Here is a 23,260-nt window from a genome sequence, read left to right as displayed (position 1 = left end):
CTCAGGCCGCAGCCAGGCTCTTTTCGATGCGGGCGCGCGTGTCAGGCAGGGCGGCCGGCAGGTGGTATTCGAGCTGCTTGAACAGCTCGGCGTGCAGGCCCAGTTCCTGTTGCCAGGCGGCCTTGTCGATGCCGATGACGGTGGCGAACTGCTCGCGCGTGAACGCCAGGCCGTCCCAGCGCAGGTCTTCATAGCGCGGGCTGGTGCCGAAGACGTTTTCGGCGCCGCCGGCACTGCCTTCGATGCGGCCCAGCATCCATTCGAGCGCACGCATGTTCTCGCCATAGCCGGGCCAGACGAACTTGCCGTCGGCGCCCTTGCGGAACCAGTTGACGCAGTAGATGCGCGGCTGGCGGCCGCCGCTGGCGGCCAGGCGCTCGCCGACATTGAGCCAGTGCTGGAAGTAGTCGGCCATGTTGTAGCCCATGAAGGGCAGCATGGCGAAGGGATCGCGGCGCACCACGCCCTGCTGGCCGGCGGCGGCGGCGGTGGTCTCGCTGCCCATGGTGGCGGCCATGTAGACGCCCTCGGCCCAGTTGCGCGCCTCGGTCACCAGCGGCACGGTGGTGCTGCGGCGGCCACCGAAGATGAAGGCATCGATGGCCACGCCCGCCGGGTTGTCCCACTCGGGGTCGAGCACCGGGTTGTTGGTGGCGGCCACGGTGAAGCGCGAGTTCGGGTGCGCCGCCTTGGCGCCGGTTTCCTTGGCGATGGCCGGCGTCCAGTCGCGGCCCTGCCAGTCGATCAGGTGCGCCGGCGGGGTGTCGGTCATGCCTTCCCACCAGACGTCGCCGTCGTCGGTGAGCGCGACATTGGTGAAGATGGCGTCGCGCTTGACCGAATCCATGCAGTTCGGATTGGTGTGGTAGTTGGTGCCCGGCGCAACCCCGAAATAGCCGGCCTCGGGGTTGATGGCGCAGAGGCGGCCGTCGGCATTGGGCTTGATCCAGGCGATGTCGTCGCCGATGGTCGTGACCTTCCAGCCGGTGTAGCCCTCGGGCGGCACCAGCATGCTGAAGTTGGTCTTGCCGCAGGCGCTGGGGAAGGCGGCGGCGACGTGGTACTTCTTGCCCTGCGGGTTGGTCACGCCCAGGATCAGCATGTGCTCGGCCAGCCAGCCCTGGTCGCGGCCCATGGTGCTGGCAATGCGCAGCGCGAAGCACTTCTTGCCCAGCAGCGCATTGCCGCCATAGCCCGAGCCGTAGCTCCAGATCTCGCGCGTCTCGGGGTAGTGGACGATGTACTTGGTGGCGTTGCAGGGCCAGGCGACGTCTTTCGCCCCGGCGGCAAGCGGCGCGCCCACGGTGTGTACGCAGGGCACGAAGTCGCCGTTCTCGCCCAGCACGTCCAGCGCGCCGCGGCCCATGCGCGTCATCGTGCGCATGCTCACCGCGACGTAGGCGCTGTCGGTCAGCTCGACACCGATGTGGGCAATGTGGCTGCCCAGCGGGCCCATCGAGAAGGGCACGACGTACATCGTGCGGCCCTTCATGGCGCCCTTGAACAAGGCCTTGTCACTGGTCTGCAGCAGCTGGCGCATCTCGGCCGGCGCCATCCAGTTGTTGGTGGGGCCGGCGTCTTCCTTCTTGGCGCTGCAGATGTAGGTGCGGTCTTCGACCCGCGCCACGTCGCCGGCGTCGCTGCGCGCCAGGTAGCTGTTGGGGCGCAGCTCGGGGTTGAGCTTCATCAGCGTGCCGGCGGCGACAAGCTGGTCGCACAGGCGCTTGTACTCGGCCTCGCTGCCGTCGCACCACACCACGTCGGCGGCCTCGGTGAGGGCAGCGACCTCGGCCACCCAGGCGATGAGGCGGGCGTGCTTGACATGGGCAGGCACGTTCAGGCGTGCGCCTTCCTGGCTGGGGCGGTTCATGCAGGGACTCCGATCATGGGCAAGGTGAGAAGACGGGATTGGGCGAGGCCCGCCTGCCGTGCAAGAACGGCCCGAGGCTCGCCGAAACCCACCACGCCGCGCGCCCGGGCGCGCGGGGGGTCATCATTGTCGCGGCAATGTAATCACGCCGTAACCACCGCCACGACCTGGGTTATGCAGATTCGGCATGGCCCGATGCCGGGCACTTCCCGGGCCGTCAGGATGGCGCAGGGTGGGAGCTGCGCCTAAGCTGCGGCCGGAAAAGCGAGGATGGAATGAAGATTCTGCAAGTCTGCATCGGCGCCGCGCGCAGCCGCCTGATGGCCGGCCACGCCGTGCTCACCGCCATCGCCAAGAGCCCGGTTGCCGGCCCGGTGGCGGTGTACCCGCTGGGCCTGGCCGGCGACGAGCAGGCCGATCTCACGGTGCATGGCGGCCTGGCCAAGGCGGTCTATGCCTACCCGAGCGAGCACCTGCCGTTCTGGCAGACGGTGCGTGCCCAGGCCGGCGCCGCCGCCTGGGACGCGCCGCCGCCACCCGGCCTGCTGGGCGAGAACCTGCTTCTGCAGGGCCTGCTGGAGCAGGACTTGTGGATCGGCGACCGCCTGGTGCTGCCCGGCTGCGTGCTGGCGGTGAGCGAACCGCGCCTGCCGTGCAACAAGTTCGCCGCCGCGATGGGCTTTGCCCAGGCCGTGAAGCTGATGGCGCAGTCGGGCTTCAGCGGCGCCTATCTGGCCGTGCTGGAGCCGGGCACGCTGAGCGCGGGCGACGCGATCAGGCTCGAGCCCGGGCCGCGAGAGGTCAATCTGCGCGAGCTGTTCCGCGCCCGAGCTCCCGCCGGTACAGCGGCGCGGTGAGCGTCAGCACCGCGGCATAGCGCAGCACCTGAAAGGCGGTGACCACCGGCACGCCCAGCTGCAGCACCTTGGCGGTGATGCACATCTCGGCAATGCCGCCCGGCGCCGTGGCCAGGAAGACGGTGGCCGGGTGCAGCGCAGTGGCATGCGCCAGTAACCACGCGAAACCCAGCGTCAGCGCGATCATCGCCAGCGTGCCTGCCACCACGCTGGCCAGCCAGCGCGGCGCCGCGCGCACCGATTGCGGCGTGAAGCGCGTGCCCAGCGCGATGCCGATGAAGAGCTGGCCGGCATTGCTGGCCTCGCGCGGCAACGCCGAAAGCTCGACGCCGGCGCCGGTCAGTGCCGATGTCACCAGCAGCGAACCCAGCACCCAGGGGTTGGGCGCGCCCAGCCGGTGCAGCAAGGCCACGCCGCCCGCCGCGGCGGCCAGCAACAGCACGAGCCCGACAGGGCGCAGCTCGTGTACAGCCGGCACGCTGGTATCGACGCCATGTACGCCGGCCCACTGGGTGCCGAAAGGGATGAGCACCACCACCATCAGCACGCGCAGCGAATGCGCCGCCGCGACGCGATCGACGCGGCCGCCGTGGCGCTCGGCCAGCAGTGCCATCTCTGACGCGCCGCCAATGGCCGCCGCGAAATAGGCCGTGGCCTTGTCGCCGCCGTTGGTGTGCAGCAGAAAGCGGTAGAAGCCGTAGCCCAGCAACAGCGCCCAGGCCACGCCCAGGGCCAGGGCCGGCGCCAGCTGCAGCACCAGGCCCAGCACCGCGGGCGTGAAGTACAGGCCCAGCGCGATGCCGATGGCCACCAGGCCGGCATTGCGCAGCCGCGTCGAGCCCACCAGGCGCACGCCGGCGACGCAGCAGGTGGCGGTGGCCAGCAGCGGCCCGATCATCCAGGGCAGTGGCAGGTGCGCCCGCTCGGCGCCCAGCGCGGCGGCCAGGGCCAGCGCAACGGTCAGACCGGCGCGCGCCAAGATGTCGGGCGATGGCGGCATGCGGCGGAGGTTAGCGCAGCCGCCGACGTGGCACAGTCGCGCCATGCTCGCCTACCGCCACGCCTTCCACGCCGGCAACCATGCCGACGTGCTCAAGCACCTCGTGCTGATGCTCGTGCTGCAACACATGAACCTCAAGGACAAGGGCTGGCGCTGCGTCGACACCCATGCCGGCGCCGGCGGCTATTCGCTGCAGGGCGACTATGCCAAGAAGCGCGGCGAGTTCGAGCAGGGCATAGGCCGGCTGTGGGACCACGCCGACCTGCCGCCACCGCTGGCCGAGCTGGTGGCCCTGGTGCGCGGCTTCAACGGCGGCAAGGGCCTGATCCAGTATCCCGGCTCGCCGGCCATCGCCCAGACGCTGATGCGACCGCAGGACCAGCTGCGCCTGCACGAGATCCACCCCACCGACTACAAGATCCTGGCCAGCTACCTGGGCGAGACGCCGGGCGTCGAGGTGAAGATGAGCGACGGCTTCGGCGCGCTCAAGTCGCACCTGCCGCCGCCCACACGCCGCGGCGTGGTGCTGATCGACCCGCCCTACGAGATCAAGACCGACTACGCGCGCACCCTGGCCGCCGTGCGCGAGGCGCTCGAGCGCTTCCCCGAGGCGGTGGTCATCGTCTGGCTGCCGCAGGTGGCGCTGATCGAGGCCACGCAGCTGCCGCCGCGCCTGAAGGCCGCCGCCGACAGCGGCGGCAAGAAGGGCTGGCTGCTGGCGCGCCTGACCGTGGCCCAGCCCGATGAGCGGGGCTTCGGCATGATGGGCAGCAGCGTCTTCGTCGCCAATCCGCCCCACACCCTGCATGGCGAGCTGCAGCCGGTGCTGCCCTTCCTGGCGCGCACGCTGGCCCAGTACGACGGCGCCAAGAGTGCGCTCGAGCGCTCGGCCTCGGCCTGAGGCGCGGGCGGGTCGTCGCGACGGCGGGGGTTCACAGCGGCGGGGCCGCGCGCCATGATCGGCGACCGGCCGAACCCGGCCAAGCAACCAAGGAACGGGAGAATGCGATGAGGAAAGCTACGCTGCTGATGCTAAGCACGGTGGTGCTGGCCCTGGGTGGCTGCGCGCTGCACCTGGAAAAGACGCCGCCGCGGCCGTCGGTCAGCACGCGCACCATCGGCGTCAACGTCTTCGACGGCGTGATCAAGGTGCCCGACGACCCGGCCATCGTCTTCGCCGCCAACGGCGCCGTGCGCTGGGTCTTCGGCAGCGAGCCCGCCGGCTATGTTTTCCCCGACGACGGCATCGTCTTCATGCCCGTCGCCAAGGACGCCCAGCGCCCCGCCGCCATAGGATGCACCAGCTACCCCGACCCGGCCGAGGTCTTCAGGAACTGCAAGCCGCGCGCCTACGGCGCCGAGTTCCAGTGCGAGAAGGTGGGCAAGCCGGCGCGCGGCGCCTGCTTCAAATACAACGTCAAGGTGGTGCCGATTGCCGGCGGCAAGGACATCACGCTCGATCCCTGGGTGATGGTCGAGTAGGGCGCCCTTATCCAGACGCGGCGGCATCAAGCTGGCGCTGCGCTCGCGCCAGCGCCTGGCCCAGCTCCGATTCCGCCCCGGCGCCGGCCGCCCCGGCCAGGGCGAGCGCCTCGTCCAGCGCTTTGCGGGCCGCCGCGGCGTCGCCGGCCTGCAAAGCGCAGACCGCGCTGTCGCACAGCAGCACGCCCAGGCTGAGCGCGTCCGAGACTTCGCGCAGCAGGGCCTGGCCGGCGGCAAAGCCTTCGAGCGCTGCCGTGAACTGCCCCAGCCGCGCCTGGGTGCGGGCGATGTAGCCCAGGAACTGGCCTTCGCCGCGGCGGTCGCCCAGGGTGCGCATGATTTGCAGCGCGGCGTCGAATCGCGCCAGCGCCGCCGCCGCATCGCCCAGGTCTTCCTGCGCCAGGCCAAGGTTGCACAGCACCGTGGCCTCGACGCGCTTGTGGCCCAGTTCTCGCGCTGCCACCAGCGCCTGCTCCGAGGCCGCAATGGCCGCCTCCAGACGCCGCTGCACCAGGTGCAGCATGCCGAGGTTGCACAGGATGGTGCATTCGATCTTGCGGTCGCCCAGGCGGCGGGTGATGGGCAGCGCCTGCTCGAAACAGGCGTGGGCCGCCTCCATGCGGCCGGCATTGGCGTGCAGCGTGCCCAGGTTGCTGAGGGCGCCGCACTGCCAGCCGGCGTCGGCCGCGGCATCGGCGCGCGTCAGCACCGCCTCGTGGCGGGCCAGGGCCTCGTCGAGCTGGCCCTGGTGGTAGTAGAAAACGGCCAGGCCGTTGAGCGCGGCGCATTCCAGCGCCGCGTCGCCCAAACCCGTGGCCAGCGCCAGCGCTGCGTCAAGGCCGGCACGGGCCTCCTTGATGCGGCTTTCGCCACGGTCCAGCGCCGCCAGGCGTATCAGCAGGTCGGCGCGCACCGTGTCATCGTCGGCACCGCGTGCATGGGCCAGAGCGCGTTCATAGTGAGTGCGTGCTTCGGCCTTGCGCCCCAGGGCATCGAGCGCGCCGCCCAGCACCGCCTGCGCGCGCAGCGCCGCACCGCCGTCCAGCCCGGGCAGGGCGCAGACGGCCTGGGCCAGTTCCAGCCCGCCGCTGAAGGGGCCGTGCCGGCTCAGCGCCGCCCAGGCGCCTTGCAGCGCGCCGACGGCCGGCGCCGGCGCGCCCGCGGCCAGCGCCCAGCGGCAGGCCGCGGCCAGGTTGGCAAGGTCGGCACAGGCGTCGTCCACCGCCTTGCCCGGCCCGCGGGCAGCAAACCAGATGCCATGGCGGGCCTGGGCCGCAGCCAGCGCGGCGGCGCCACTGCCCGGAAAGTGCCCCGCTGCGGCCAGGTGTTCGGCGGCATAGGCTCGCACGCTGCCGAGCAGGTCAAAGCGCTCGGGCCGCACCGCGCGCACGAAGGACTTGTCGACCAGCGATTGCAACAGGTCGACGATCCAGGGCGCGCCGGCGCAGGCCGCAAGGTCGACCACGGCCTCGACCGCCTCGAGCGTGAAGCCGCCCTCGAACACCGAGAGTTGGGCCAGCACGCAGCGCTCGGCCTCGGTGAGCAGCTCCCATGACCAGTCGAAGGTGGCGCGCAGCGTGGCCTGGCGGTCGTGGCGGCCGCCGCCCGAGGCGAGCAGGCGGAAGCGCTCGCTCATGCGCGCCAGCAGCGTGCGCGGCGGCATCACGCGCACGCGCGCCGCGGCCAGCTCGATGGCCAGCGGCAGGCCGTCGAGCAGATGCACCAGGGGCGCCACCGCGGCGGCATCGGCCTCGGCCAGCGCCAGCTCGCCGCGCACGGCGCGGGCGCGGCTCAGAAAAAGCTCGGCCGCCTCGGGCGCCGGCAGCGGCGGCAGCGCCAGCGTCTGCTCGCCGGCCAGGCCCAGCACCTCGCGCGTGGTGACGAGAAAACGCGCCAGCGGCGCCTGATCCAGCCAGTGGCCCAGCGTGGCCGCGGCATGGCGCGCCACCTGCTCGAAGTTGTCCAGCACCACCAGACAGGTGCCGCGTCCGGCGATGGCCGCGCCGATGCGAGTGACGGGGTCGCCCTTGTCGGGCGGCAGCGCCAGGCCCTGGGCGACGGCGCCCGCGATGCCGTCGACGTCGCGCGCCTGGGCAAGGTCGCAGAACCAGACGCCACCCGGAAAATCGCCCAGCCAGGTGCGGCCGAAGCGCGTGGCCAGGCGCGTCTTGCCGGTGCCGCCCATGCCCAGCAGCGAAACCAGGCGGGCCTCGCCATCAAAGCGCCGCGCCAGTTCCAGCAGCGGCCCGTGGCGACCGACGAAGGCGTCGCGCTCGGCCGGCAGGCTGTGGCGGATCTCGCGCAGCGGCAGCCAGATGCCTTCCTGCAGCGCGACGCGGTAGACCTTGCTGCCGTCGGGCGGCGGCGTGAAGGGCGCGCCTTCGTCGCCGGCCTCGTGCAGCTCGATGGGCTCGGCCAGGCCCTTGACGCGCCAGTGACCGTGCGACCGCAGGCGCACGGTGGTCGGCGTGAGCGCGGCGCGGGCGGCGCTGGTGAGCAGGGTCTGGCCGCCACGCGCCACCGACATCACGCGTGCCGCCAGCGGCTTGGCCGCGCCCTCGATCTCCAGCGGCTTGGCGCCCAGGGCCACGTCGGCGGCGCTGTTGCGCAGCTCCACCACCGGCCCCACATGCAGGCCCACGCGCGCCTTGAATGACACCTGGGGCGGCACTTCCAGCGCGGCCAGCACGCGGTGGTAGGCGAGGGCGTAGTGCAGGGCGTCGGTGGCGGTTTCGAACAGCAGCAGAAAGCCGTCGGAGCGATCAATCTCCAGCCCGCGCCAGGCGCGCAGCAGGTCGCGGGCAGCGCGGTCATGGGCCGCCCACAGCCGTGCCATCGCGGCATCGCCCAGGCGCTCGGTGAGCCGGGTGCTGTCGACGACATCGGTCAACAGCAGGGCTCTCACGACGCTCGTGACGCCCCCGCCCGTCATGGCGGCGCGTCGGCCACGCCGCGTGCGCGGTCGGCGTGGAAGCGCACGCGCCAGGCCGCGAAGGCACCGGCGTCCAGCGCCTGGCGCATCTCGCGCATCAGGTTGACGTAGTAGTGCAGGTTGTGGATGGAGGCCAGCATGGGCGCCAGCATCTCGCCGCAACGCTCCAGGTGGTGCAGGTAGGCGCGGCTGAAGCCGCCCGTGACCGTGCCGTCGGGCGCGGTGCTGCCGGCGCAGGCGTGGCAGCTGCAGCCGGGCTCGAGCGGGCGCTCGTCCTGGCGGTGCTTGGCATTGCGGATCTTCAGGTCGCCGAAGCGCGTGAAGAGGTGGCCGTTGCGCGCATTGCGCGTGGGCATCACGCAGTCAAACATGTCCACGCCCTGGGCCACGCCCTCGACCAGGTCTTCCGGCGTGCCCACGCCCATCAGGTAGCGCGGCTTGCCCGCCGGCAGCCGGTGCGGCGTGTGGGCCATGATGCGCAACATCTCGTCCTTGGGCTCGCCGACGCTGACGCCACCCACGGCGTAGCCGGGCAGGTCGAGCGCAACCAGGCCTTCGAGCGAGGCCTCGCGCAGGTTCTCGTACATGCCACCCTGCACGATGCCGAAGAGGGCGTTGCGGTTGGCCAGGCGCGCGAATTCATCACGGCTGCGCGCGGCCCAGCGCAGGCTCAGCTCCATCGAGGCGCGCGCCTGCTTCTCGGTGGTGAGCTGGCCGGCGGTCTCGTACGGCGTGCACTCATCGAACTGCATCGCGATGTCGCTGTCGAGCACGGTCTGGATCTGCATGCTCACCTCGGGCGTGAGGAAGAGCTTGTCGCCGTTCACCGGCGAGGCGAAGCGCACGCCTTCCTCGCTGATCTTGCGGCCACGGCCGTCGGCGCCGGCCAGGCTCCAGACCTGGAAGCCGCCGCTGTCCGTCAGCATGGGCCGGCCCCAGCGCTCGAAGCGGTGCAGGCCGCCGAATTGCCGCACCACGTCCAGGCCCGGCCGCATCCAGAGGTGGAAGGTGTTGGCCAGGATGATCTCGGCGCCCATCTCCTCCAGGGAGCGCGGCAGCACGCCCTTGACGGTGCCGTAGGTGCCCACCGGCATGAAGACCGGGGTCTCGACGACGCCGTGGTTGAGCATGAGCCGGCCGCGGCGGGCGTGGCCTTCGGTGCGCAGGAGTTCGAAGTTCAGCATCGGCGCGGATTGTCGCCGCGCGCCGGCCCGTCCCCGGCCGGTTCAAAAAGCGAGGCGGTAGCCCAGCGCCAGTTCGCGCGAGCGCATGCCCGCACCCAGCCGGTCGGCACCGGCGCTCAGCGTGAGGCCACCCCAGGCGGCGCTCAGGGTCAGGCGGCGCTCGTGCAACCGCCATTGCAGGCCCAGCGCCGGCACCGCGCCCGCCGCCGGCCTGTGCCACTGCAGCGCCGACAGCACGCCGAAGCCGGGCACGGCATCGAGGGCCAGGCCCAGGCGCTGGCCGTCGGCCAGGCGGGCACCGCCGGCCAGCCGGCCACGCCAGGGCCAGCGCTCGCGCCGCCCCTGCTGCGAATCCTGCCCCTGCAGCAGCGGCCGGTAGACGATGAAGCCGTCGCCATCGACGGCCCGGGTGTCGGTGTTCAGAACCTGGGCCTGCTGCGGCACGCCGCGCCAGCTGAGCCAGCCGCCGTCGCGCAGGCCGGCCTCGGCCCAGGCGCCGGTGCCTTCCCAGGCCAGGCCGGCCGCGAGCAGCAGGGCCGCGCCGGCAGGCGCGAAAGGCTCGCGGAAGGGAAAGTCGAGTCGGTTGCCGAGCTCGTCGGAGCGCAGGTCGAAGCTGTATTGCGAGGCCGCCGCGGCAAAGTCGACCGTGCCCTGGATGCGGCGCTCGCGCCACTGGCTCAGGCGCAGCAGCTGGGCCTCGCCCTGCCAGCGCCAGCCGCCGCCCAGGGCGCCGTCGTGCGCCAGCGCGATGCCGGCGCCGGCCAGCGCGCGCAGGCGCACATCGGCCTGCCAGTGCTGGTCGGCGCTGGCGCGCTCGCCGCGCGCCAGCAGGCCGGCCAGCTCCAGCGCCTGGTCAGTGGCCACCAGGGTGGCGTGGCTGCGTGCCAGCAGCGACCAGGTCCAGTCGCCCTGGCGCCGCGACAGCCGCGCCTCGTCGTCGATGTAGGCGAGGTTGCGGCCGCGGCGTGGCTGCAGCAGGCCGGCGTCCTCGTCGCCCAGCCTGGCCAGGGTGAGGGCGTCAGCGTGCCATTGCGACGACAGCGCCAGCGTCCAGCTCACTGGCGCCGCGCCGTCCGCCGCGCGGGCGGACAGGGCGAGCAGCGCGGCAGCGGCCCACGCCGCCGCGCGCACTTTCACAGGCCCAGATCCAGCGACATGCTGGTGTGGTCCTTGAAGGTGATCAGCCGGCGGCCGACGTCCAGCACGCCGATCTCGACGCCACCGCTGGTGAGCGAGATGGTCGTCGCGCCACCCACCCAGCTCATGGCCAGGTTGGCCGAGGCTTCGGTGAGCGTGAAGCGGTTGATCTCACCGGCGGCATCGGGCGAGCCGGTGATGGCGACCACGGTGCGCGCCACGCCGGCCACCACGCTGCGGTACTGCAGCGAAGTGCCCAGCGCCTGGCCCTGCTGGTTGTTGGTCTGCAGCTGGGCGCCAAAGCTCAGCTCGAGCTGCGGCCGGCCGGGCGCGGTGGCAGTACCCACCAGGCTGACGGCCTGGGTGTAGCGGTTGGTGGCGAGCTGCGGCTGGGTGGCGTCGAAGTCGGTCCAGCCGCTGGCGGTGGCGGTGAAGGTGCCGGTCAGGAAATCGGTGGTGACACCGGCTTCGATGGTGCTGAGGATGCCCTTGAAGCTGAGCTTGGTGGGCAGGGGCACGCTGCGCGACTTGTCCCACAGCGTCTCGCTGGCCGCGAAGATGCCCTCGAACTTGGCGCCGGCGGTGGCCAGAACCAGATCGAGCTCGAAGCCGCCGGGCTCGAAGCCGCTGCTGCCGGCGACAGCGCCCGGGGCACCGGGGGCGACCGCGTTGCCGAAGCCGTCATAGGCCACCGGGATGGTGGTCAGCTTGCCGGTCTTGATGGCCAGGCTGGCCGTGGTGGCACCGGCGGCGTCCTTGCCGTCGAAGCTGCCGGTCAGCGTGAGGCCGGTAAAGGCGCCGCTGGCGGCATCGGTGGCGGCGGTGGCATTGATGGCAATGCTGTGCTTGTCGTTGGCGAGCACATAGCTGCCGGCAGCAAAGCCATCACGCGCGAAGGCCGCCGGCAGCTCGCCGGTGATGGCCACCGCGGTGGGCTGGCCGGCCGCCGAAATGGTGGGGGTCATCGTGCCGGTGACGGCGTTGGTTTGCAGCGCGTTGTTGGCCACCTGCACGCACGCGCCGGCGCTGCACTCCTCGATCGTCTCGCGCGCCCGGCTCGCCCAGCCAAAGCTGCCATCGAGATTGGGCGTGATGGTGAAGCCGTGGCGGTAGTAGGTGTTGCGCACGCCCGTGGCGATGGTTTCCTGGCGTGCGTAGAAGCGCGAGCTGCAGCCTATGAAGTTGGCATTGGCCGGCGCGGTGGCCACCACCGAGGTGGCCGCGTCCTGGTACAGCGTGCAGCCGCGCGCCGCCAGGTTGAAGAAGGCGAACGGCGCATTGCTGGGCACGCTGCCGCGGCCCTCGCCGCGGCCGGTGCCGGGCTGGCCGGAGGTGTAGCTCTTGAAGAGGTCGATGCCCATCACCATCACCTGGGTGTCGGACAGCATGGTGTCGACCGGCTGCTGCAGCTTGGGCATCTCGCTGACGAACCTGAAGGCCTGCGCATTGGTCGCGCCGGTGGCGATGGCGCTGGCGCCGCCGCTGCTGAACAAGGTGCGCCAGTCGGCCGCGATGTCGGTGAAGAGCTTGCGCGTGGCGGCGATGGCGGTGAGCGTGCTCACAGGCGCCGCCTCGCAGGTGGTGGTGCAGCCCAGATTGCCCTGCACCGCGGTCATCGTGGACGGGTCGACGGTGCCCTTGAGGTTGTCGTCGGCCAGCACATCGTCGATGGCCGTCTTCAGCTCGGACGCCGTGCTGTCGTCGTCGTCGCCGAGCTTGATCGAGTCCTTGTGCGAGGCATCGCGCAGCTTCTCGACCACGCACTTGGTCTTTGCGCCGCCGTCGGCCGCGGTGTCGCAGCCCAGCTTGCCGTCCTTGGCCAGCTTGGACACGGCGGTCAGCAGCACGGCGAGCTTCTTCTCGTCTTCGCTCTCGGCGCTGGTGGTGGTCTTGGCCGCAACCTTCTTGGGGTCGAAGCCCAGCATCTGCTGCACGGTGGATTCGGCCTGGCGCGCATTGGTCACCGAGATGCCACCAGTGGCCTTCTCGGCCGCCGCCACCTCGAGTTCGCTGAAGGGCGTGACGGTGGCACTGGTGGTCTGGGTGCCGGCGGCCGCAGGTATCACCAGGGCGCGCATCTGGAAACCGTCGGGCAGGGCCTGGGCGACGCCGGTGGCCTCGTCGCGGTGGGTCGTGCCGGCCTTGGCCTTGACGATCACCACATAAGGCTGGTCCTTGAGACCGTCGAAGGTGATCGAGTAGCTGCCGTCGTCGCCGGTCTCGGTGGTGACCAGGGCGGTGCCAGCCGGCTTGCCGTCGGCGCCCACGGCGTAGATGCCGACCTCGGCCTTGGCCATCGGGCCCTTCACCGCCGAGCCGCTGAGCGTGACCTTGGCCGCGCTCGCGTCGGCGGTCACGCCGCCCCCACCGCCACCGCCGCAGGCCGCGAGCAATGCGGCGGATGCCAGAACCGAAAGACTACGCACTCGCATTAACTTCTCCTGCCCTACCCCAAAACGGCGCCCTGAGTCAAGCCGGCGCAGCCTTATTGCCGCGGGGCTGGAGCACTCATTCAGGGGGGTGCAGAACTCTATTTCGTAAAACCTCGCGAATGGCGTGGAATTGGGCCTGCAATTCGTGACTTCTTCGCCGGATCAGGCGCGCTGCAGCAGCATGGCGTCGCCATAGCTGAAGAAGCGGTAGCGCGACTCCACCGCGTGGCGGTAGAGCGCCATCACCTGCTCATAACCGGCGAAGGCGCTCACCAGCATCAGGAGGGTGCTGCGCGGCAGGTGGAAGTTGGTGACCAGCATATCGACGACGCGAAAATCAAAGCCGGGCGTGATGAAGATGTCGGTCTCGCCGCAGCAGGCCTGCAGCGCGCCAGCGCGCGCCGCTGATTCGAGGGCGCGCACGGTGGTGGTGCCGGCGGCGACGATGCGGCCACCGGCGGCGCGTGTGGCGGTGATGGCGGCCACCGTGTCAGCGCCCACCTCGAACCACTCGCTGTGCATGCGGTGCCCGGCGATGCTCGCCGCGCGCACCGGCTGGAAGGTGCCGGCGCCCACGTGCAGCGTCACTGCAGCGCGCGCCACGCCGGCGGACTGCAGCGCCTGCAGCACGGCCTCGTCGAAGTGCAGCGCCGCGGTGGGCGCGGCCACCGCGCCGGGGCGGGCGGCGAACACGGTCTGGTAGCGCGCCTCGTCATCGGCCTCGTCGGCGTGGCTGATGTAGGGCGGCAGCGGCACATGGCCGTGGGCTTGCAGGAGGGCCAGCGGATCGGCCGGAAAGCGCAGGTGGAAGAGGGCGGCCTCGGGCCCGGCGCGGCCCAGCACCTCGGCGTCGAAGGCGTCGGCAAAACGCACGACCGAGCCGGCGCGCGGCGACTTGCTGGCGCGCAGGTGGGCCCAGACCTCATGGCCGGGCAGGACACGCTCGACCAGGGCCTCGACCGCGCCGCCGGTGGCCAGCTTCTCGCCGTGCAGCCGCGCCTTGATGACGCGGGTGTCGTTGAAGACCAGCAGGTCGCCGGCGCGCAGCAGGCCGGGCAGCTCGCGGAACACGCGGTCCACCGGCAGCGCGCCGCGGCCGTCGAGCAGGCGCGAGCCGCTGCGCTCGGGCGCCGGGTGCTGGGCGATGAGCTCGGGCGGCAGCTCGAAATCGAAATCTTCCACGCCGTAGGCGCGGGGGGATGAGGCTTGGTTCTTCATGCGACAGGCTGGACCGGCCTGGGAGGGAGCTGGGGGACGCAAAATTGTTCCATGCCGCCCACCCCGGCGCCCGCAGAGGGCGCGAAGCCCTCGCTCCAACCGCTTTCAGGCCCAGCCCGCGCCCTGCGCAAGCTGGGCCTGGCGTGCGACATCGATCTCGCGCTGCACCTGCCCATGCGCTACGAGGACGAGACGCGGCTCGTGCCCATCGCCAGCCTGCGCGAGGGCGAGGTGGGCCAGGTGCAGGGCGTGGTGCGGGACAGCCGCGTCGAGACGCGGGCGCGGCGCCAGCTCGTCGTGTACCTGGCCGACGAGAGCGGCGAGCTGGTGCTGCGCCTGCTGCACTTCTACCCGGCGCAGCAGAAGGCGCTGGCGCCGGGCCAGTGCGTGCGTGCGCGCGGCGAGCTGCGCGGCGGCTTTTTCGGGCGCGAGATGGTGCATCCCGAGTTCCGCGCCGTGGCGCCCGATGCGCCGCTGCCGCAGGCGCTGACGCCGGTCTATCCGGCCAGCGCCGCGCTGCCCCAGGCCTATCTGCGCAAGGCCGTGGCCTCGGCGCTGGCACGCGCGCCGCTGGCCGAGATCCTGCCGCCCGCGACCTTGCCCACCGGCCTGCCCAGCCTGCGCGAGGCGCTGCAGCTGCTGCACCAGCCGCCGCCCGGCACGCCGCTGGCCGCCATCGAGGACCACAGCCACCCGGCCTGGCAGCGGCTGAAGTTCGAGGAACTGCTGGCCCAGCAGCTCGCCCAGCGCCAGGCCCAGGCGGCGCGGGCGCGGCTGGCGGCGCCCGCGCTGGCGCCGCATGAGGATGGCCTGGCATTCCGGCTGCGTGCGGCCCTGCCCTTTGCGCTGACCGGCGCGCAGCAGCGCGTGGTGGCCGAGATCGGCGCCGATCTCGCACTCGCCCAGCCCATGCACCGCCTGCTGCAGGGCGATGTGGGCTCGGGCAAGACCGTGGTGGCGGCACTCGCCGCCGCGGTGGCCATGGACGCCGGCTGGCAGTGCGCGCTGATGGCGCCCACCGAAATCCTGGCCGAGCAGCATTTCCGCAAGCTGGTGGGCTGGCTGGCGCCGCTGGGCATCACCACCGCCTGGCTCAGCGGCAGCCGCAAGGGCAAGGCACGCCAGAAGATGGTCGAGCAGGTGGCCTCGGGCGAGGCCCTGCTGGTGGTGGGCACGCACGCGGTGATCCAGCACGACGTGGCCTTTGCGCGCCTGGGCCTGGCGGTGGTGGACGAGCAGCACCGCTTCGGCGTCGCCCAGCGCCTGGCGTTGCGGCAGAAGCTCGAGCGGCAGGCCGTGCCGGCGCCGGGCCGCCCCAAGCCGGCACAGCCCCCTCGGGGGGTGGCGGAGGCGCAGCCGGAGCCTGGGGGCCCGCATCTCGAACCCCACCTCCTCATGATGAGCGCCACGCCCATACCGCGCACGCTGGCGATGAGCTACTTCGCCGACCTGGCGGTGAGCACGCTGGACGAGCTGCCGCCCGGCCGCACGCCGGTGCTGACCAAGGTCTTCGCCGACGCCAAGCGGGCCCAGGTGATCGGGCGCATCCGCGACGAGGTGGCGCAGGGGCGGCAGGTCTATTGGGTCTGCCCGCTGGTGGAAGAGAGCGAACACCTGGACCTGCAGAACGCCACCGCCACCCATGCCGAGCTGGCAGCGGCGCTGCCGGGCGTCAACGTGGCCCTGTTGCACGGCCGCATGAGGGCGGCCGAGAAGGCGGCGGTGATGGCCGGCTTCACGGCGGGCCAGACGCAGCTGCTGGTGGCCACCACGGTGATCGAGGTCGGCGTCGACGTGCCGAACGCCAGCCTGATGGTGATCGAGCACGCCGAGCGCTTCGGCCTCGCCCAGCTGCACCAGCTGCGCGGGCGCGTGGGCCGCGGCGCCACCGCCAGCGTCTGCGTGCTGCTCTTCACCGGGCCGCTGTCGCCCACCGGCAAGGCGCGGCTGCGCACCATGGCCGAAACCTCCGACGGCTTCGAGATCGCGCGCCGCGATCTCGAGATCCGCGGCCCGGGTGAGTTCATGGGCGCGCGCCAGAGCGGCGACGCGCTGCTGCGCTTTGCCGACCTGGCCGCCGACGACGCCTTGCTGCAGCGCGCCCGCGCCGAGGCGCCGCGCCTGCTGCGCGAGCGGCCCGAGGTGGCCGAAGCCCAGGTGCAGCGCTGGCTGGCGGGCCGGGCCGAGTTCCTCAAAGCCTGAGCGCACCGCGGCAGCGGCGGCGCTAGACCTCGTCGGCCTCGATCACCAGGCTGCGGCGGCGCACGCCGTGGGCGGCCACCGCCACCGTGATGCGCAACGCCTGGCCCACAGCCACGCTGCGCGCGAAGCGGTAGTCCAGGCCGTCCCAGGCGCCGGGGTTGTGCGAGGCCTCGCGGCGGCGCCACAACTGGGTGCCGTTGGCCTGCACCGTCATCTGGTGCCAGGGTGCGGCGGCGGCCATAAGCAAGGACTCGGGCACGGCCACCGTGATGGCGCAGGCGATCTCGAAGCGGCGCTCGCGCCGCGCGTCGGCGGGAATGGTGAGCGTGGCGGTGGCGACATCGCCGGCGCTCAGCGTCCAGCGCTCGGAGGCCGCCGTCATGCGCCGCCGCGCAGCGAGATTGCCGGCCAGCCGCGCTGCGCCGCCAGCGCCGCCAGCCGCGCATCGGCGTCCACCACCACCGGATGGTCTACGGCCTCCAGCAGGGGCAGGTCGTTGATCGAATCGCTGTAGAAGCGGCTTTCGAAATCGGCCAGTTGCTGGCCGCGCGCCGCCAGCCAGGCGTGCAGGCGCGCCACCTTGCCCTCGCGCATGTTCGGCGTGCCCAGCACCTGGCCGTTGAAGCGGCCATCGTCGTCCACCCCGCAATCGGTGGCGATGAGGTGGGTGATGCCCAGGTGGGCCGCGGTCGGTGCGGCGATCACGCGATTGGTGGCCGTGCTCAGCACCACCAGGTCGTCCGCCTGCTGGTGGCGCCGCAGCAGGGCATGGGCGGCGGCCGGCAGGCGCGGCGCGATCTCCTCATCCAGAAAGCGCTGCAGCAGCGGCTGCCATTCGGCGGCGCTGCGCCCGGCCATGGTGCCGACGTAGAAGGCGCTGAAGGCCTGGACGCTGACCTGGCCGGCGCGGTAGTCGCGCTCCATCGCAGCATTGCGGGCGGCGAATTCGGCGCGATCCAGCAGGCCCTGCTGCAGCAGGAAATCGCACCACAGCACATCGCTGTCGCCGGCCAGCAGCGTGTGGTCGAGATCGAAGACGGTGAGCTTCACCGGGCGACGGATGCGGCGGGCTTGCCGCTGGCAATGCCCATCTCGCGCATCGCGTCGGCCACCGCGGCCACCGCCTCGCGCATCTGGTTGCGGCCTATCGCGCCGATGCAGCCGACGCGGAAGGTTTCCAGCGTCGTGAGCTTGCCCGGGTAGAGCAGGAAGCCGCGCGCCTTGACGGCGGCGTAGAAGCGCGCGAAATCATAGGCCAGGTCGGCCGGGGCGTGGAAGGTCACGATGATGGGCGCCTGCACCGCCGGCGCCAGGAAGGGCTGGAAGCCGAGCGCGGCCATGCCGTCGACCAGGGTGGCGCAGTTGTCGGCATAGCGCGCCAGCCGCGCGGGCTGGCCGCCTTCTTCCACGTACTGCGTGATGGCCTCGCCCAGCGCCACCACCACATGGGTGGGCGGGGTGAAGCGCCACTGGCCGGTCTTTTCCATGTACTGCCACTGCTCGTGCAGGTCCATCGCCAGGCTCTGGCTGTGGCCGGCGCAGCGCTCCAGCACCTCGCGGCGCAACACGACGAAACCCATGCCGGGCACGCCTTCCAGGCATTTGCCGCTGGCGGCCACGAGGGCGTCGAAGCGCAGGCTGCGCGCGTCGATGGGCAGGGCGCCGAAGCTGCTCATGGCGTCGACGATGAGGCCGCGGCCCAGGCGCTGGCAGACCTCGGCCACCTGCTCCAGCGGGTTGTGTACGCCGGTGCCGGTTTCGCAGTGGATGAGCACGACGTGGCTGATCGAAACGTCGGCGCGCAGCCGCTCTTCCACCTGCGCGGCCGAGACCGGCGCGTCCTCGGCCTGCGGCAGCACGCTGGCGCGGCGGCCCATCAGCTGCGTGAGCCTGGCGGCGCGCTTGCAGTAGGCGCCGTTGTCGGGCACCAGCACATGGCCATCGCGCGGCACCACGGTGGCCACCGCGGCCTCGACGCTGAAGGTGCCGCTGCCCTGCAGCGGCACCACGGTGTGCGTGGCCTGGCCATGCACGATGTCCAGCAGGCGTGCGCGCACGCCGGCGGTGACGGCGTTGAAGTCGGCGTCCCACGAGCCCCAGTCGCGCAGCATCGCGAGCTTGGTGCGCAGGCTGGTGGTGAGCGGGCCGGGGGTGAGCAGGGTGCGGTCGCGGTCCATGTCTACCTTGTCTCCTTCAGTGCGTCTTCCAGGCTTGGGTGCGGCGGTCTACCCACCGCGAAAGCCCCATGAAGAGAAGCGTGGCCACGGTGTTGGCGGCGGCGATCAGCACCGCGCAGGCGGCGGCGGCGCCAATCTCGCCGGCCTCGTCGAGGTTGAGGATGGCGATGGACGCCACCTTGGTCTCGGGCGAATACAGGAAGACCACGGCCGAGATCGTGGTCATCGCGTTGATGAAGAAGTAGCGCGCAATGTCCACCAGGGCCGGCGTGCAAATGGGCAGGGTGACGCGCCAGAAGGTCTTGTAGAAGGGCACCTTCATCGAGGCCGAGACGGCCTCGAACTCCGGGTCCAGCGCCTTGAGCGCAGTCACCGCCGTAAGGTGGCCGGTGGTGTAGAAATGGACCACGGTACACACCGTGAGCAGCGTCACCGTGTGGTACAGGCCGCCCAGCGGATTGGCCGGCGCGTTGAAGAAGAAGATGTAGCCCAGGCCCAGCACCAGCCCGGGCACGGCCATGGGCAGCAGAGCCAGCAGCCGCACCGCGACGCGCACGCGCGCCAGGCCGGCCGTCTTCTCGAGCAGGTAGGCGCCGACGAAGACGAGCAGTGTGCCGAACACGGCCGTACCGCCGGCCACCTTGAGGCTGTTGACGAAGGCCACGCCGACCTCGGCGTCAACCAGGCCCAGGGTGTAGTGGCGCAGGCTGGGCTGCAGGTTGTAGGGCCAGAAGGTGGCAAAGGAGGCGAACACCGCCATGCCCAGCATGGCCAGGATCAGCACGCAGGTGCCGGCGCAGTAGATCGACATCAGGGCGTCGAAGGCCGGCGCCGGCTTGGCGCGGTAGGGCACGGCGCGCGCCGTGAGCATGGCGGTCTGCTTGCGGCCGACCCAGCGGTCGACCGCGAAGGTCAGCACCGCCGGCGCCAGCAGCAGCAGCGCCACCACGGCGCCCTTCTGGAAATCCTGCTGGCCGATGACGAGCTTGAAGACATCGGTGGCCAGCACGTTGAAGTTGCCGCCGATGACCTTGGGGATGCCGAAGTCGGTGACGACCAGGGTGAAGGTGACCAGCGCCGCCGAGATCAGCCCGTACTTGGCGCCCGGCAGCGTGATGGTGAAGAACTTGCGCGCGACCGAGGTGCCCATCGCATCAGCGGCCTCGTAGAGCCGCGCGTCGGCCGCGGCCAGCGCGGTGACGAGGATCATCAGCGCATGCGGGAAGGTCGAGAAGATCTCGGCCAGCACGATGCCCGGCGCGCCGTAGATCTGCTCCACGCCCAGGGCCAGCATCCAGCCCTTGAGCACGCCCTGGTTGCCGAACCAGTAGATGAGCGAGATTGCCGACAGCAGCGAGGGCGCCAGCAGCGGCACCAGGGTGATGGTGCGCGCCAGGCCCTTGAGCGGCATGCAGCTGCGCGCCAGCGCATAGGCAAAGCCAAAGGCCAGCGGCACGGTGACGACGGTGACCAGCGCGCTCACCCACAGGCTGTTGCCCAGGCTTTGCAGCAGCGAAGGTGTCTGCGCATAGGCGATGAAGTTGGCCAGCGCGACGAAGCGGCCGTCGCCGTCCTGCACCGATTTCTGCAGGATGGTGGCCAGCGGCGCTGCCAGAAAGGCCAGCAGCGCCAGCGCCACCAGCAGCAGGGCGGCGTGGGCCAGCCTCTCGGTCCAGTGGACATGGTGGCGAACGCCGGCGCCGGCCAGCGCGGTGACGCTCACGCGTAGACCCGCATCCGCTCGGGCAGCAGCCGCAGCGGCAGAAAGCTGCCCACCTCGAGCCGCGCCTCGGTGAGGAAATGCAGCGACAGATAGACCGTCAGCGCCTGCTCGCCCAGCGCGCCGCTCGACACGCGCACCAGGCAGTAGGGGCCCATGAAGTCGATCTTCTCGACCCGCGCCTCGATCACATTGGGGTCGCCCGGCGGCAGCGGGCGCGCCACCACGTCTTCGGGGCGCAGGCAGATGCGCAGATCCTGGCCCGCGGCGTGAGCCAGCGCCGAGGGGTGCTCGCTGCGGAACACCCGCTCGCCGATCTTCAGCTGGCCAGGCTCGGCGCCGGCCGTGGCCGGCAGGGTGTTGATGCGGCCGACGAAGTCGGCCACGAAGGGCGTCGCCGGTTCGCGGTAGACGGTAGTGGCCGTACCCACTTGTTCTATCGAGCCCTGGTTCATGACGACCACGCGGTCGGCCACGGCGAAGGCTTCTTCCTGGTCATGCGTGACCATCACGGTGGTCACGCCCAGCTGGCGCTGCAGGGCGCGGATCTCGCCGCGCAGCTTGACGCGCACGATGGCGTCCAGCGCCGACAGCGGCTCGTCCAGCAGCAGCAGGCCCGGCGAGGTGGCCAGCGCCCGCGCCAGCGCGATGCGCTGCTGCTGGCCGCCGGAGAGCTGGGCCGGAAACCTGGCCTCGCTGCCGGGCAGGCCGACCAGGGCCAGCAGCTCGCGCACGCGTTCGACGCGGTGTTGCCGGTCGACCTTGCCGTTGACCAGACCGTAGGCCACGTTGTCGGCCACGCTCAGGTTGGGAAACAGCGCGTAGCTCTGGAACACGATGCCGTAGTCGCGCTCGGCCGGCGGCAGGCGCGAGATGTCGCGCCCGGCCAGTTCGATGCGGCCGGCGCTCTGCACCTCGAGCCCGGCGATGATGCGCAGCAGCGTGGTCTTGCCGCAGCCCGAAGGGCCCAGGAAGCAGACGAACTCGCCCTGGGCGATGTCCAGGTCGATGCCCTTGAGCGCCGCGAAGCTGCCGAAATCCTTGCGGATGCCGGCCAGCCGCAGGTAGGGGGCTGGGGACGCCCCCGCCGTCACTTCTTGGGTTCCGACTTGGCGCTGTAGCGCTTGTTCCACTCGGCCAGGATGCGCTCGCGGTTGTCGGCGGCCCAGGCGAAATCCATCTTCACCAGGCGCGCCTCGTAGTCCTTGGGCACATTGGCCAGCGGCGCGGCGACGCCGGGCTGGGCGGTGATGGCGAAGTTCTTGCCATACAGCAGCATGGCGTCCTTGCTGCTGGCCCAGTCGGCCAGCTTCTTGGCGGCGTCGAGCTTCTTCGTGCCCTTGTGGATGGCAAAGGCCTCCAGATCCCAGCCCAGGCCTTCCTTGGGGAAGACGAGGTCGATGGGCGCGCCCTTGGCCTTGTTGGCGTTGGCGCGGTACTCGAAGCTGATGCCCACCACGTACTCGCCGCTGGCCGCCATGTTGCAGGGCTTGGAGCCGCTGTGCGTGTACTGCGCGATGTTCTCGTGCAGGCCGTCCATGTACTTCCAGCCGTCACCCAAGCCGCCCTTGTCGCCCCACAGCGCCAGCCAGGCGGTGACGTCGAAGAAGCCGGTGCCCGAGCTGGCCGGGTTGGGCATCACGATCTGGCCCTTGTAGGCCGGCTTGAGCAGGTCTTTCCAGGTCTCGGGCTTGGGGATGTTTTTCTTCGCCGCCTCGACGGTGTTGAAGCAGACGGTGGCGCCCCAGACGTCCATGCCGAACCAGGCCGGCACCTTCTTCTTGTCGATGTACTGGCTCATGATGGCGTCGGCATTGAGCGGCCGGTAGGGCTCGAGCATGCCGTTCTTGTCCAGCAGCGCCAGGCTGGACGCCGCCACGCCCATCACCGCGTCGGCCTGCGGATTGGCCTTCTCGGCCAGCAGCTTGGCGGTGATGACGCCGGTGCTGTCGCGCACCCATTTCAGCTCGATGTCGGGGTTGACCTTGTTGAAGCCTTCCTGGTAGGCCTTGAGCTGGTCGGTCTCGAGCGCGGTGTAGACCAGCAGCGTCGTCTTCGTCTGCGCCGTGGCGGCCAGCGACAGGGCCAGCAATGCGCTGGCGGCCAGCGTCTGCAAGGGTGCTTGGATGCGCAAGGGGTACTCCTCGGAGGTGTGGGGTAGGTCGAACCCGCCAGTCTGCGGCCTCGGCGTGTCGCGGTGGTGACGGGCAGCGGCCAAGGCCGGGCGAAATCTAAGATGCGGCAACTGATTGTGTCAACGGTTTTTTGCCAATTGTTGACAATCTACATTGCCGGTGCTTCAATGCCCGGCCATGAAGGCGGCACCGTCATCCCTTGCGCCGGCGCAGTCCACCATTGCGCTGCTGCAGTCGAGCTCGCTCACCAGCGCGGTGCAGCAGGAGCTGGAGCGCCGCATCGTGCAGGGCGAGCTCGCGCCGGGCGACAAGCTCATCGAGGCCACGCTGGCCGAGCAGCTGGGCGTCTCGCGCGGGCCGGTGCGCGAGGCCTTCCGCATGCTGGAAGAGGCCGGCCTGGTGCGCCAGGAAAAGAACCGCGGCGCCTTCGTGCGCGCCATCCCGCTCGATGAGGCGCTGGAGATCTACGACCTGCGCGCCATCATGGACGAGGCCGTGGGCCGGCGTCTGGCCGTCAGCGCCACGCCATCGCAGCTGCGCCGGCTGCGCGGCCAGGTCGAGGCCATGGAGCGGCTGGTGGCCGCCGGCGATGCCGATGCCTACCACCTGCTCAACCTGGCCTTCCACGACACCCTGGTCGAGCTGGCCGGCAACCGCAAGCTCACCGCGCTGTACCGGCGGCTGATCAACGAACTCTCGCTGTTCCGCCGCCGCAACCTGGCCGATGCGGCCCAGCTGCCGCTGTCGGCCGACGAGCACCGCGCCATCGTGGCCGCCATCGCCGCGGGCGACGAACAGGCCGCCGGCCTGGCCATGCGCCGCCATGTGCTGGACAGCAAGGAGCGCACGCTGCGCAACCATGCCGCGCCCCAACCCGCACATGACAGCGCGGCCTGATCCTCAACAAGGAACCC

At 71.2% G+C, this 23,260-nt stretch carries 18 protein-coding genes; 5 read left to right on the top strand and 13 right to left on the bottom strand.

Annotation, left to right across the window (positions count from 1 at the left end; genetic code table 11):
• Nucleotide 1 precedes the first annotated feature (1 nt).
• Nucleotides 2–1,870, bottom strand: a complete 1,869-nt coding sequence (locus JMV16_RS15550; RefSeq protein WP_201495188.1) for a phosphoenolpyruvate carboxykinase (GTP) — start codon at nt 1,868–1,870, stop codon at nt 2–4.
• Nucleotides 1,871–2,145: 275 nt separating this feature from the next.
• Here JMV16_RS15550 and JMV16_RS15545 point away from each other — a divergent pair, with 275 nt between their 5' ends.
• Entirely contained in the window at nt 2,146–2,727 is a 582-nt protein-coding gene (locus JMV16_RS15545; protein WP_201495187.1) for an MOSC domain-containing protein, read from the top strand.
• On the opposite strand, the gene JMV16_RS15540 is transcribed toward JMV16_RS15545, so the two are convergent.
• Complete coding sequence (locus JMV16_RS15540) at nt 2,672–3,727, bottom strand: AbrB family transcriptional regulator (RefSeq protein ID WP_201495186.1); 1,056 nt, start codon at nt 3,725–3,727, stop codon at nt 2,672–2,674. The two genes, JMV16_RS15545 and JMV16_RS15540, sit on opposite strands and share 56 nt — an antisense overlap.
• A gap of 43 nt (nt 3,728–3,770) precedes the next feature.
• Here JMV16_RS15540 and JMV16_RS15535 point away from each other — a divergent pair, with 43 nt between their 5' ends.
• Together JMV16_RS15535 and JMV16_RS15530 are read left to right on the top strand one after the other, a co-directional pair.
• Entirely contained in the window at nt 3,771–4,628 is an 858-nt protein-coding gene (locus tag JMV16_RS15535) for a 23S rRNA (adenine(2030)-N(6))-methyltransferase RlmJ (RefSeq protein ID WP_201495185.1), read from the top strand.
• A gap of 107 nt (nt 4,629–4,735) precedes the next feature.
• Nucleotides 4,736–5,209: a hypothetical protein gene (locus JMV16_RS15530; protein WP_201495184.1), complete on the top strand. Its 474-nt coding sequence runs from the start codon at nt 4,736–4,738 to the stop codon at nt 5,207–5,209.
• A gap of 7 nt (nt 5,210–5,216) precedes the next feature.
• Here the strand turns inward: JMV16_RS15530 and JMV16_RS15525 are convergent, their stop codons facing one another.
• From JMV16_RS15525 to queA, 5 genes are all read right to left on the bottom strand, one after another.
• On the bottom strand, nt 5,217–8,114 hold the full coding sequence (locus JMV16_RS15525; protein ID WP_201495183.1) for an ATP-binding protein: 2,898 nt from the start codon (nt 8,112–8,114) through the stop codon (nt 5,217–5,219).
• A gap of 23 nt (nt 8,115–8,137) precedes the next feature.
• A complete protein-coding gene (tgt, locus tag JMV16_RS15520; protein WP_201495182.1) occupies nt 8,138–9,325 on the bottom strand; it encodes a tRNA guanosine(34) transglycosylase Tgt in 1,188 nt (395 codons plus the stop codon).
• A gap of 42 nt (nt 9,326–9,367) precedes the next feature.
• Nucleotides 9,368–10,462 (bottom strand): hypothetical protein, encoded by a 1,095-nt coding sequence (locus JMV16_RS15515; protein WP_201495181.1) that lies wholly within the window; start codon nt 10,460–10,462, stop codon nt 9,368–9,370.
• Nucleotides 10,459–12,819 carry a hypothetical protein gene (locus JMV16_RS15510; RefSeq protein ID WP_201495180.1) on the bottom strand — a complete coding sequence of 787 codons (2,361 nt, stop codon included), beginning with the start codon at nt 12,817–12,819 and terminating at the stop codon, nt 10,459–10,461. Before JMV16_RS15510 ends, JMV16_RS15515 begins: the two co-directional genes overlap by 4 nt.
• Nucleotides 12,820–13,056: 237 nt before the next feature.
• The gene (gene queA / locus JMV16_RS15505; protein WP_201495179.1) at nt 13,057–14,112 is read right to left on the bottom strand and encodes a tRNA preQ1(34) S-adenosylmethionine ribosyltransferase-isomerase QueA; all 1,056 of its coding nucleotides are present in this window, start codon (nt 14,110–14,112) and stop codon (nt 13,057–13,059) included.
• Between the two features lie 51 nt (nt 14,113–14,163).
• On the opposite strand from queA, the gene recG reads away from it, so the two are divergent.
• Nucleotides 14,164–16,314 carry an ATP-dependent DNA helicase RecG gene (recG, locus tag JMV16_RS15500; RefSeq protein WP_201495178.1) on the top strand — a complete coding sequence of 717 codons (2,151 nt, stop codon included), beginning with the start codon at nt 14,164–14,166 and terminating at the stop codon, nt 16,312–16,314.
• Between the two features lie 22 nt (nt 16,315–16,336).
• Here the strand turns inward: recG and JMV16_RS15495 are convergent, their stop codons facing one another.
• From JMV16_RS15495 to JMV16_RS15470, 6 genes are read right to left on the bottom strand one after another with little or no spacing between them, the layout of a single operon-like run.
• Nucleotides 16,337–16,696 carry a hypothetical protein gene (locus tag JMV16_RS15495; protein ID WP_201495177.1) on the bottom strand — a complete coding sequence of 120 codons (360 nt, stop codon included), beginning with the start codon at nt 16,694–16,696 and terminating at the stop codon, nt 16,337–16,339.
• Nucleotides 16,693–17,364, bottom strand: a complete 672-nt coding sequence (locus tag JMV16_RS15490) for an HAD family hydrolase (RefSeq protein ID WP_201495176.1) — start codon at nt 17,362–17,364, stop codon at nt 16,693–16,695. The genes JMV16_RS15495 and JMV16_RS15490 overlap by 4 nt, the downstream gene beginning before the upstream one ends.
• Nucleotides 17,361–18,491, bottom strand: coding sequence for a 2-aminoethylphosphonate--pyruvate transaminase (locus tag JMV16_RS15485; protein WP_201495175.1), 1,131 nt, complete (start codon nt 18,489–18,491; stop codon nt 17,361–17,363). The genes JMV16_RS15490 and JMV16_RS15485 overlap by 4 nt, the downstream gene beginning before the upstream one ends.
• A gap of 16 nt (nt 18,492–18,507) precedes the next feature.
• Entirely contained in the window at nt 18,508–20,214 is a 1,707-nt protein-coding gene (locus tag JMV16_RS15480; RefSeq protein WP_201495174.1) for a putative 2-aminoethylphosphonate ABC transporter permease subunit, read from the bottom strand.
• The gene (locus tag JMV16_RS15475; protein WP_201495173.1) at nt 20,211–21,305 is read right to left on the bottom strand and encodes a putative 2-aminoethylphosphonate ABC transporter ATP-binding protein; all 1,095 of its coding nucleotides are present in this window, start codon (nt 21,303–21,305) and stop codon (nt 20,211–20,213) included. Before JMV16_RS15475 ends, JMV16_RS15480 begins: the two co-directional genes overlap by 4 nt.
• Nucleotides 21,302–22,345 (bottom strand): putative 2-aminoethylphosphonate ABC transporter substrate-binding protein, encoded by a 1,044-nt coding sequence (locus tag JMV16_RS15470; protein WP_201495172.1) that lies wholly within the window; start codon nt 22,343–22,345, stop codon nt 21,302–21,304. Before JMV16_RS15470 ends, JMV16_RS15475 begins: the two co-directional genes overlap by 4 nt.
• A gap of 178 nt (nt 22,346–22,523) precedes the next feature.
• Between JMV16_RS15470 and JMV16_RS15465 the strand changes: the two genes are divergently transcribed.
• Complete coding sequence (locus tag JMV16_RS15465) at nt 22,524–23,243, top strand: phosphonate utilization associated transcriptional regulator (protein WP_201495171.1); 720 nt, start codon at nt 22,524–22,526, stop codon at nt 23,241–23,243.
• The last annotated feature ends 17 nt before the right edge of the window (nt 23,244–23,260 follow it).

The sequence above is a fragment of the Rubrivivax sp. A210 genome, assembly GCF_904426505.1.
Classification (GTDB): Bacteria; Pseudomonadota; Gammaproteobacteria; order Burkholderiales; family Burkholderiaceae_C; genus Rubrivivax.
This window is presented reverse-complemented; position numbering and strand designations above follow the sequence as displayed.

Coding starts and splice junctions, on each gene's coding strand:
- recG (WP_201495178.1), top strand. CDS start 14,164: ATGCCGCCCACCCCGGCGCCCGCAGAGGGCGCGAAGCCCTCGCTCCAA.
- JMV16_RS15550 (WP_201495188.1), bottom strand. CDS start 1,870: ATGAACCGCCCCAGCCAGGAAGGCGCACGCCTGAACGTGCCTGCCCAT.
- JMV16_RS15530 (WP_201495184.1), top strand. CDS start 4,736: ATGAGGAAAGCTACGCTGCTGATGCTAAGCACGGTGGTGCTGGCCCTG.
- JMV16_RS15495 (WP_201495177.1), bottom strand. CDS start 16,696: ATGACGGCGGCCTCCGAGCGCTGGACGCTGAGCGCCGGCGATGTCGCC.
- queA (WP_201495179.1), bottom strand. CDS start 14,112: ATGAAGAACCAAGCCTCATCCCCCCGCGCCTACGGCGTGGAAGATTTC.
- JMV16_RS15540 (WP_201495186.1), bottom strand. CDS start 3,727: ATGCCGCCATCGCCCGACATCTTGGCGCGCGCCGGTCTGACCGTTGCG.
- JMV16_RS15545 (WP_201495187.1), top strand. CDS start 2,146: ATGAAGATTCTGCAAGTCTGCATCGGCGCCGCGCGCAGCCGCCTGATG.
- JMV16_RS15485 (WP_201495175.1), bottom strand. CDS start 18,491: ATGGACCGCGACCGCACCCTGCTCACCCCCGGCCCGCTCACCACCAGC.
- JMV16_RS15535 (WP_201495185.1), top strand. CDS start 3,771: ATGCTCGCCTACCGCCACGCCTTCCACGCCGGCAACCATGCCGACGTG.
- tgt (WP_201495182.1), bottom strand. CDS start 9,325: ATGCTGAACTTCGAACTCCTGCGCACCGAAGGCCACGCCCGCCGCGGC.
- JMV16_RS15465 (WP_201495171.1), top strand. CDS start 22,524: ATGAAGGCGGCACCGTCATCCCTTGCGCCGGCGCAGTCCACCATTGCG.